A 9574-nucleotide genomic window follows, 5' to 3' on the forward strand; every position below is an offset into this window, starting at 1 on the left:
GTCAGACCCCCACCCTGCGGATACCTCATACACCCGGCATACCGCGACGGTCACCGACCGTCAGCCCCTACGACAACCCGCCTCCAAAGTCAGTAACGGCTCGGTAGGCACGTCGTCACTCCTGTCGTCCCCTCAGGCGTAGTCGGAAGGCTACTTCTCGTGCCCGAGTACGGGATGGGCGTCGTCCCCAGGAGAAACCCCCTAGAAACGTTCCGGTGGGCCGGGGCAGCCCCGTTGACTGAGTATCAGCCGCCAACGAGCGAAGTCAGTCGAACGCTTGCGGCGCGGTTCCTCAGATCGGCGGCTCCATTCCCGTGCCTCGTCGGGGATGGAGCCGCCCCCCAGCTCTTCGGAGGCGTCCGCCATGCCCACGCTCGTCCATCGGTTCGTCCTCGCGGGTATTGAATCCGAGGTGCCCCTGGCTCGGCGTGAGATCGTCGACAAGGTACGCGCATGGGGTGTGCCGCTGAACGAGGACACAACCGACGCCATCCGACTCGCTGCCTCCGAGCTCATCACCAACGCCGTGATCCACGGGGCGGGGCCGATCACCGTCACCCTGTCCAACTGGCCCCGTCGCTTGGGCATCGAGGTCCTGGACGGTGACCCGTCGGTCCCGCGGACTCGTTGTGCCCAAGCGGACGATGAGAACGGGCGTGGTCTGGCGCTGGTCCGACTACTCGCGGCGCGCTGTGCCTGGGAGCCCGCCCGCCCCGGAAAGCGTGTACGGGCCGAGATGGCGCTGCCCATGGCGGTGGAGGCGAGCCCTGCTGCTGCCGGTCCGCGTGGCTTGTCCGCGATTGGGTCAAGCGCCGGGTCGGAGGCGAGCCCGAGTGGCTGACGCCGGCGAAATGGACCAGCGCGTCCTGGAGGCCAACATGCGCCAGGACGCGGCCCTCCTGCCGATGAGCAGCCGGGACGCCCGGTCGTCGTAGGTGCAAAACCGTGGCTCACCCAGCCACCCGGTGACCGCCGCCTCGCGGAAAGCCATCTCTCATACGGCCGTGAGGCGGCCATGACCTCCCGCCGGATCCCTGGCGGGAGACCCGAAGAGGAAGGAGTACGAGGTGGAAGAGCGCACGGCACTGCCTCCGGTCCGCAGCGGCCTGCTGAAGGCGGTCGAGGAGCTGACCGCCGTGCACGACCGGTACGACAGCCTCCGGTCCGACAACGCCGGAAGCTCCGGCGACGCGCCGTGGCCGGGCGGCGACGGCAACCTGCACGACAGCGAGTAGGCACGCGCGCACCAAGCGGCGGGGCCGGCACGACTGGCTGTGCCGGCCCCGCCGTCCGCATCAAGTGACCACAACCTTGGAGGCACAGCGATGGAACATCAGTTGATCAAGGCGATCGAGACAGCACTCGGGTGGAGCGGAGCCGAGGAACTGGGCAGAGGCTTCGCGCGGGGCGGTCTGGACGATCCCGCACTCCTCTCCCGCCTCCTGACCCCCAACCGGCTGCTCGACATCGCCATGCGCAGGAGCCTGAGCCGTCCGCAGTTCCGCTGCTTTCAGCAGGGAGTCGAGGTGCACCCGGCCGTCTACTACACCGACAGCGTCAGCCCTCGGGGCCAGAGCATCCCCATGGTCGACATACGCAGTCTCGGCAACCTTCTGCGAGAAGGCGCGACGCTCATCCTCGACCAGGCCAACGTCTTCGATCCGACGATGGAGGTCGCGTGCCGGGCGCTGCAGTGGTGGTCCCATGAGCGTGTGCAGGTCAACGCGTACCTGACGACGAACGACGCCGCCGGCTTTCCCCTGCACTGGGACGATCACGACGTCGTGATCGTGCAACTCGCGGGCGAAAAGGAGTGGGAGGTGCGGGCGGCTTCCCGCAAGGTCCCCATGTATCGGGACTCCGACCCCAACAACAATCCGAGTGATGAGATCATCTGGTCCGGCGTGATGAGGACCGGCGACGTCATGCACATCCCCCGAGGCCAATGGCACCAGGCGACCCGGACCGGCAGCGGCTCGGGGAAGAGCCTCCACGTCACGTTCGGCATCACCAAACGCACCGGCGCCAGTTGGCTCGCCTGGCTCGCTGACTGGTGCCGCGAGCACGAGATCTTCAGGCACGATCTGGACCGCTGGCACGGCTCCGACGGCGTACCTCTGGCCGAGGCAGCCACGGCACTGCTCGGCGAGCGCTCCCCGGCTGACTACCTGGCCGCGTACGAGAAGGAGACGACACTGCCCCGGCACGTGCCGTTCCTCGACATCCTCGGACCGCTCGACGTCGTGGTGTGCACCACCCACTTCCCTCCCCGGATCCAGGAGAGTGGGGAGACGGTCGACGTCTTGGCATCGGGGAAAAAGCTGAGCTTCGCGGCCAAGGCCCTGCCGGCGCTGCGTCTGCTGTTGAGCGGCAGGCCGGTCGTGTTGAAACGGGCCTCGGCCGTCGTCGGAGCGGAAGTGGTCGAGGTCGCCGAGATCCTGGTAGAGGAGGATCTGTGCGCGGTCCTGACCCCCGAGTTGTCCTCGGGCTACACCGGTCTCGTCACGAACGCCGAATCCTGACCGAGGCGTTGGACCTTGGCGTCACGTCGCTCGACACCAGCACCAACTACCTCGGCTTCCGCTCCCACCATATCCTGGCTCGGACAGCCGGTGACCTGCTGCCGAAGTTCACGGTCTCCACGAAGGTCGGCTACTTTCCAGCGCCCGACGGGGCGGGGCACTCCCTGGATCCCATGCGGCTGAACTCGGCCGTGGGAGAGGCGGCCAAGGACCTCGGACGGGAGCCGGACCTTGTGTTCCTGCACAACCCGGAACATTCCCTCCGGAAAGCTGGGCCGCACGACAAGGATCTGCTTGCCGCGGCGTGCACCGTCCTGGACGACGCAACGGAGAAGGGGCTGTGTGCCGCTTGGGGCGTGGCGTCGTGGGATCCGTCACCGCTGTCGAGCCTGGTCGACCCGGCCGTTCCGAGGCCATCGGTTCTCATGGTGCGCGCCGGCCTGCTGGTCGGCGCCAGAACGCTGGACGCAGCGGACACCCTGATCAATGCGTGGAATCTGGCTCGTGGCGAGGTCTGGGGAATGAGCCCCTTCGGGGGCAGTGCCAGTGCCTCGGTGTGGGGCAGCGTCGACCCGCGCCTTTTTCTCCGGGACGGCGGCGGTGGGCTCTCCCGCGTCCAGGCAGCGTTCAGAGCCGCGTATCACCTCCCGCGGGTCGGCTCCGTCGCCGTGGGCACCGACGAACCGACTCACCTGGGGGCACTCGTCGGATCCCTGGCAGGCCAGGTGGACGAGCGGACCGTGCAGGAGTACCGGAGGCTTCTCCGCGACCGCTCGCGTGATCAGCCCGCCTGAAGCTCATCGATGACCTGCTCGGCCATGCGCCGCGCGGGCTTCGACCGGGGATCTTCCGGGTGCGCGTACGGTCCGAGGATCTTCGAGCAGACGAACAGCGTCATCAGCTTGCCGTCCCTGCTCTCGAAGTCCGACCGGCGTTCCTGCCGTACACGCTCGGCCAGAGACGGGACGGCGAGCGAGCTCCCCCACAGGGAGGCGGAATCCAGTCCCTGCGGGGCGTTCCCCCAGTCCTCCCAGTCGAAGAGACCGAACACCGGGGCGGTCACATTGGCCCAGTTCAGGTCGGCATGGGCCGGCACCCAACGCTGGACGGTCGTATCGAAGTCGCCGGGAAAGGCAGCTCGGACGGCCTCGCTGACCGACGCCTGCGTGATGGTCTCGGTGTCAGGTGTGGCGACCCGCCTCGTCCGGTGCGCTGCCAGCGTGTCCAGAGAGGCGTTCAATCCGTCCCACCACGCGTCCGGGAGTTCGGGGGCCTCACTCAGAATTGCGTTTCCGACGGGAGCGGCCTGCAGAAGGTCAGCTTCGTCGGCCCGCCACATCACCGGTTCGTTCGCGTCCCGCCAGACCACGCATCCGCGCCATGCCGGCTGGGCGACGCCGTTCAAACGGGCGGCGCACTCCGCGCCGTTCCATCCTTGATCGGTGATCTTGGCGAGCAGGCGTCGCTCGATGCGGACCCAGGTCTCACGGTCCGTCCGGGCTCCCACGGACCGGCGCTTGCGCACCACCGTATCCGGGAGGAAACGCACCTGCAGAGACCGCTCGACGCGATCGAGAACCTCGTCAACCGGCTGTACGCGTAGGTCAACAGCCTGACTCTTGGAGACCGAGAGCGTCATACGCGCGACCGTAGCAGCGGGGCAGCGAGGGGTGGTCCGACATGAGCCGGTGACGACGGACGCCTCTACGACACCGTCGCAGACGCCGTCGACGGTTCAGAGCCAGTCCTTCCGCTTGAAGATGATGTACAGACTGGCACATACGATGGCCATCAGGACGATCGCGAAGGGGTACCCGAACGCCCAGTGCAGCTCCGGCATGTGGGCGAAGTTCATGCCGTAGATCGTCCCGACCAGCGTCGGAGCGAACAGGATGGCCGCCCATGACGAGATCTTCTTGATCTCCTCGTTCTGCTCGAAGCCCGCCTCCGCCAGTGCCCGCATCTCCGCGTTCTGCTGCTGGGTGACCAGGGTCGCGTTGACGGTGAGGATCTCGCTGAGCGCCTGCCGGAAGCCGTCGACGCGCTCGCTGATGTGGGTGACGTGGTCGGCGACGTCCCGCAGGTAGCGCTGGAGTTCCTCGTCGGTCTCGTACTTGGCGAAGCCCGCCATCAGACCGTGCAGCATGCCGACGAGCGGGCGGGTCGCGCGCTGGAACTCGACCATCTCCCGGGACAGTTCGTAGATGCGGCGGGAGACCTCGGGGTCGCCGCGGAACACCTCGGTCTCGATCTCGTCGATGTCGTTCTGCACGCCGGACACGACCGGGGCGTACCCGTCGACGACCGCGTCCAGGATGGCGTACAGGACCGCTTCCGGGCCGAGTCTCAGCAGCTCGGGTGTGTCCTCCATGCGACGGCGGACCGCGGACAGGCCGGGCGCCGCGCCGTGCCGGACGGTGATGACGAAGTCCGGGCCGACGAACACGTGCAGCTCGCCGAACTCGACCTCCTCCGGCGCGTCGAGGTAGCGGGCGGCGCGCAGCACGACGAACAGCGTGTCGCCGTACCGCTCCAGTTTGGGCCGCTGGTGCGCCTCCATCGCGTCCTCGACGGCGAGCGGGTGCAAGCCGAACTCGGCGGCGAGGGAGTGCAGTTCGTCCGCGGTGGGGCCGGCCAGGCCGATCCACGCCATGCCCGACGGCTGTTCACGCAGCGCGCGGTAGGTCTCGGCGAGCGTGGCGGGGGAGGAGACGCGGACGCCGTCGCGGTACAGCGCCGCACGCACGACGCTCGCCGGTTCGGCCGCCTCCACCGGACCGGGGGCGGGCGCAGGCGTCTCGTTCCCGGCGGGCGTCTGGGGCGGGGTGAGGCGGCGCCAGACGGACCTGCGGCCGCCGTTCCTGCCGTTCTCTCGCTCGGACATCGGCTGCCTCTCCGTCGAGCCCGCGGACGGCTTGATCACTAAGGCGGGGGTACGAGCAGGATATCCACGCGATCCCCGGCCCCGGCGCCCGCCACGGTCAGGGTCCGGTGAGAGTCCTGAGGCGACGGCGACGGCGACGGCGGCGGCGACAGCGACGACGGCGACGGTGCCCCGGAGCCCGGCGGACGGATAATCGGTTGCCCGATGGCGACGGCGGCGGATGCAATGTCCGGCATGATCGACCAGGGGCGCCGGCCACGGCGGGACGAGACCGACGGATCACCTGTGCGGATCGGTGCCCTCGTTCCGCTGACCCGGCCCGGCTGGGCCGAGGCGGGCCGCCACCTGCTCGCCGGACTCGAGCTGGCCGTGCACGACGTCAACGGCGCCGGCGGGATCGCGGGAAGGCCGCTGGAGCTGGTGGTCCGGGACACCGCGGCCGACCCGCGGCGGGCCGAGGCGGCCGTGGACGAACTGGCCCGCCTGGGCGTGGCCGCCCTCGCGGGGGAGTACCACAGCGTCGTCGCGCGCGCCGCCGCCGCCCGGGCCGACGCCCTCGGACTGCCGTTCCTCTGCTCGTCGGCGGTTCTCGACGCGCTCACCGACCGGCCGGCGCAGCAGGTCGCGCGCCTCGCCCCGGCGCAGTCCCACGGCTGGCGGATCTACGCGGACTTCCTCCTCGGCGCGGGCCACCGCCACATCGCCGTGGCGGCCCAGCCGAGCGTCTACTGGGCGTCGGGGACCCGCATCCTGCGCGACCACCTCGCTCCGCGCGGCGGCACCGTCGTTGCCCTCGACCCGGACGCGCTCACCCCCGCGGCCCTGTGCGACGCACTCGCCGACAGCCGCGCGACGGCTCTCCTCCTGCTGGTCGCTCACCCCGACCCGGCGGTGCCGATCGTCCGGGCCGTCCGCCGCGACCGGCGCCTCGCCGAGGTCCTGGTCGGTGCTCCGGCCGGGCAGCCGGAGTCCACCGAATGGGCGGCGCTGCTGGGCGACGACGGCACCGCGATCCCGTTCCTGCGCTACCTGCCCGAGCGCCTCGGCCCCCTCGGCGCGCGCGTCGCGGCGGCCCTGCGCGAACGGCTGTCCGAAGCGCCCTCCTTCGTCGCCTTCGAGGGCTACGACACGGTCGCCGTCCTCGCCGACGCGCTGCGCTCGCACGGCGCGGAAGACCGGGCGCGCACCGCCGCGTCCTGGCCGCACGTCGCCGTCGAAGGCACCCGCGGGCCGATCACGTTCTCCCGCCCGCCGGGCAGCAGCGTGTGGCAGTGGGCCTGGGCACCCGTCCAGGTCGCCGACCGGGACCCGCAGAAGCCCGGAAGCTTCCGAGTCCTGCACACCGGTTGAGCGGGCGCGCCGGGCCGGTGGGCCGTAGTGCCGGCGAGCCCGTGGGCCGTAGTGCCGGCGAGCCGGTGGGCCGTAGTGCCGGCGAGCCGGTGGGCCGTAGTGCCGGCGAGCCGGTGGGCCGCAGCGCCGCCGGGACCGGTGGGCCGCAGCGCCGCCGAACCGGTGGGCCGCAGCGCCGGCGAGCCGGTGGGCCGTAGTGCCGGCGAGCCGGTGGGCCGCAGTGCTGGCGACCCCGTAGGCCGTAGTGCCGCCGTACCGGTGGGCCGTAGTGCCGGCGAGCCCGTGGGCCGCAGTGCCGCCGAACCGGTGGGCCGTAGTGCCGGCGAGCCCGTGGGCCGCAGTGCCGCCGCACCGGTGGGCCGCAGCGCCTGCGCACCCGTCCGCCCCCGGCGCTAGCGTGTGCCGACATGACCCAGAGCAGCGCAGCCGGCGCTCCCCTCCTGGACGCCCGTGCCCTGAACCGTGCCACCCTCGACCGGCAGCTCCTGCTGCGCCGCTCGCCCCGCTCCGTCCCGGACGCCGTGCACCATCTGCTCGGCCTGCAGGCGCAGAACGTCACACCCCCGTACTACGCACTCGCCGCCCGCCTCGACGGCTTCGCGCCCCAGCAGCTGTCGGCCCTCATGGCCGGCCGCGAGGTCGCCCGCATCGTCACCCTGCGCTCCACCCTGCACACCCACACCGCCGAGGACTGTCTCACCCTGCGGCCGCTCGTCCAGCCCGCCCGGGACCGCGAACTGCGGAGCTTCCGTACCGGGCTGGCCGGTGTCGACCTCAACCGGCTGGCCCGGCTCGCCCGCGAACTGGTCGAGGCCGAGCCGCGGACCATGGCCGCGCTGCGGACGGCGCTGGGCGCCGAGTGGCCGGACGCCGATCCGCGGGCCCTGGCCGTCGCCGCCCGCTGCACGCTGCCGCTGGTCCAGGTCACCCCGCGCGGCCTGTGGGGCGCGAGCGGCCAGGTCGCCCTGACCACCGCCGAGCACTGGTTGGGCCGTCCCGCCGCGCAGCCACCCGCGCAGGCACCCGCGCCGGACACCGTCGTCCTGCGCTACCTCGCCGCGTTCGGTCCGGCGTCCGTCCAGGACATGCAGGCCTGGGCCGGACTCACCCGCCTGCGCCCCGCGTTCGAGCGGCTGCGCCCGCGGCTGCTCACCTTCCGGGGCCCGTCCGGCGCCGAGCTGTTCGACCTCCCCGACGCCCCGCGCCCCGACCCCGCCACCCCGGCCCCGCCCCGCTTCCTGCCCGAGTTCGACAACCTGCTCCTCGGCCACGCCGACCGCGGCCGGGTCGTACCGCCCGAGTACCGCGGCCGTACCTGGCAGGGCAACCAGGCCCACCGCACCTTCCTCGCGGACGGTTTCCTGGCCGGTCTGTGGAGGCTCGACGAGGCGTGCCTGGTCATCGAGCCGTTCGGGAAGCCCACCAGGGCCGAGCAGGAGGAGGTGACCGCGGAGGCGGAGCGGATGCTGCGGCTGATGCACCCCGGGGCGTCGTACGACATCCGGTTCGGCACGGTCGTACGGCGGTGAACCGCGTCCGGGCGCACGCTCTACAGTCGGGCCCATGGAACTGCGCCAGCTCAGCTATTTCGTCGCGGTCGCCGAGGAGTTGCACTTCGGGCGGGCGGCGGAGCGGCTGCACATCGTGCAGTCCGCGGTCAGCCAGCAGATACAGCGGCTGGAGCGGGAGCTGGGCGCCGAGCTGTTCGACCGCTCACCGCGCCGGGTGCGGCTGACCGCGGCGGGGGAGCGGCTGCTGCCCGAGGCCCGGGCGGTGCTCGGCGCGGCCGAGAAGGCGCGGGCCGCGGTCGCTCCGCCCGCCGGGCTGCGGCTCGGCACCAGCACCGGACTCGGGGAGCATCTGGACCGGGTGCTCGCCGCGTTCGCCGCACGCGCACCGAAGGTACCGGTGGAGCTGTACTCGCTGCCGGTCGGCGAACGGCTGGCCCGGGTGGCGACGGGCGAGCTGGACGCCGCGTTCGTCCGGTCGGCCGAACCGCCGCCCGGCGTACGGGTGCTGCCGCTGTGGCCCGACCCGCTGGTGGCCGCCCTGCCCGCCACGCACCCGCTCGCCGGGCGGGACGAGATCGAGCTGACCGACCTCGCCGCACTGCCCCTCGCGCTCACCGCGCGCCGCAACAACCCCGCCCTGGTCGACCTGGTCCTCGGCGCCTGCCGCGCCGCCGGGTTCGACCCGGTCCCGGGGCCGGCCGGCGGCTCCCTGCAGGACACCCTCGCCACCATCGGCGCCCGGCCGCTGTGGACGGTCGTCTACGCGTCCCACGCGCGCGTGCTGCACACGCCCCGGGTGGCGTACGTCCCCTTCGCCGCACCCGGACTCGCCCTGGCCACCGGCCTCGCCGTACCCGTCGCCGGCCCCTCCCCGCACCTGGAGAAACTGGTGCCGGCCTGCGGCGATCACGAAAGCTGATCGCTGCGGTCGCGGACTGCCCCTTGGTCCGGGAGCCGCACCGCGATGGACTGGACCCACCGAACAGGCACACCGATCAGGGGAGTTCAGACATGCCGATCGTCACCATCCAGCAGGGTCCGCGCGACGTCGAGCTGAAGCGGGATCTCGTCAAGCGGGTCACCGACGCGTTCGTGGACGCGTACCGGATCCCGGCGGAGACCGTGCAGGTGTGGATCCACGAGGTCCCCGCGGACAGCTGGGGCGCCGCCGGGAAGCTCACCGCCGACAAGTAGCCGCGGGCGTGGATAGGGGGGCCGCCAGCCCCCGCACCCGTGCGTCCCTGTTCCCCATGACGGGCCTTCCCCCTCGTGTGCGGTGGCGGCCCCCTGCCGCCCCGTCCGTGCTC

General features: G+C 71.8%; 10 protein-coding genes. 8 read left to right on the forward strand and 2 right to left on the reverse strand.

The window, feature by feature from the left end; genetic code table 11:
* Positions 1-364: 364 nt before the first annotated feature.
* From AB0N17_RS44300 to AB0N17_RS44315, 4 genes are all read left to right on the forward strand, one after another.
* Entirely contained in the window at positions 365-841 is a 477-nt protein-coding gene (locus AB0N17_RS44300; protein ID WP_366017370.1) for an ATP-binding protein, read from the forward strand.
* Positions 842-1067: 226 nt separating this feature from the next.
* Positions 1068-1235, forward strand: coding sequence for a hypothetical protein (locus AB0N17_RS44305; RefSeq protein ID WP_366017371.1), 168 nt, complete (start codon positions 1068-1070; stop codon positions 1233-1235).
* A gap of 90 nt (positions 1236-1325) precedes the next feature.
* Positions 1326-2522 carry a cupin domain-containing protein gene (locus AB0N17_RS44310; RefSeq protein WP_366017372.1) on the forward strand — a complete coding sequence of 399 codons (1197 nt, stop codon included), beginning with the start codon at positions 1326-1328 and terminating at the stop codon, positions 2520-2522.
* Positions 2456-3316, forward strand: a complete 861-nt coding sequence (locus AB0N17_RS44315) for an aldo/keto reductase (protein ID WP_366017373.1) — start codon at positions 2456-2458, stop codon at positions 3314-3316. Before AB0N17_RS44310 ends, AB0N17_RS44315 begins: the two co-directional genes overlap by 67 nt.
* Here AB0N17_RS44315 and AB0N17_RS44320 read toward each other — a convergent pair.
* Together AB0N17_RS44320 and AB0N17_RS44325 are read right to left on the reverse strand one after the other, a co-directional pair.
* Positions 3304-4161 carry a hypothetical protein gene (locus tag AB0N17_RS44320; RefSeq protein WP_366017374.1) on the reverse strand — a complete coding sequence of 286 codons (858 nt, stop codon included), beginning with the start codon at positions 4159-4161 and terminating at the stop codon, positions 3304-3306. The genes AB0N17_RS44315 and AB0N17_RS44320 overlap by 13 nt on opposite strands.
* 96 nt (positions 4162-4257) lie before the next feature.
* The gene (locus AB0N17_RS44325; RefSeq protein ID WP_366017375.1) at positions 4258-5406 is read right to left on the reverse strand and encodes a magnesium and cobalt transport protein CorA; all 1149 of its coding nucleotides are present in this window, start codon (positions 5404-5406) and stop codon (positions 4258-4260) included.
* Positions 5407-5631: 225 nt separating this feature from the next.
* Here AB0N17_RS44325 and AB0N17_RS44330 point away from each other — a divergent pair, with 225 nt between their 5' ends.
* The 4 genes from AB0N17_RS44330 (at position 5632) to dmpI (ending at position 9461) form a co-directional block, all read left to right on the forward strand.
* Positions 5632-6756 (forward strand): ABC transporter substrate-binding protein, encoded by a 1125-nt coding sequence (locus AB0N17_RS44330; protein ID WP_366017378.1) that lies wholly within the window; start codon positions 5632-5634, stop codon positions 6754-6756.
* A gap of 407 nt (positions 6757-7163) precedes the next feature.
* Positions 7164-8285 (forward strand): winged helix DNA-binding domain-containing protein, encoded by a 1122-nt coding sequence (locus AB0N17_RS44335; RefSeq protein ID WP_366017376.1) that lies wholly within the window; start codon positions 7164-7166, stop codon positions 8283-8285.
* Positions 8286-8319: 34 nt separating this feature from the next.
* Entirely contained in the window at positions 8320-9186 is an 867-nt protein-coding gene (locus AB0N17_RS44340) for a LysR family transcriptional regulator (RefSeq protein WP_366017377.1), read from the forward strand.
* 92 nt (positions 9187-9278) lie between these two features.
* Positions 9279-9461: a 4-oxalocrotonate tautomerase DmpI gene (dmpI, locus tag AB0N17_RS44345; RefSeq protein WP_265565712.1), complete on the forward strand. Its 183-nt coding sequence runs from the start codon at positions 9279-9281 to the stop codon at positions 9459-9461.
* The last annotated feature ends 113 nt before the right edge of the window (positions 9462-9574 follow it).

This window comes from Streptomyces sp. NPDC051133, from assembly GCF_040682635.1.
In the GTDB taxonomy this organism is placed as follows: domain Bacteria; phylum Actinomycetota; class Actinomycetes; order Streptomycetales; family Streptomycetaceae; genus Streptomyces.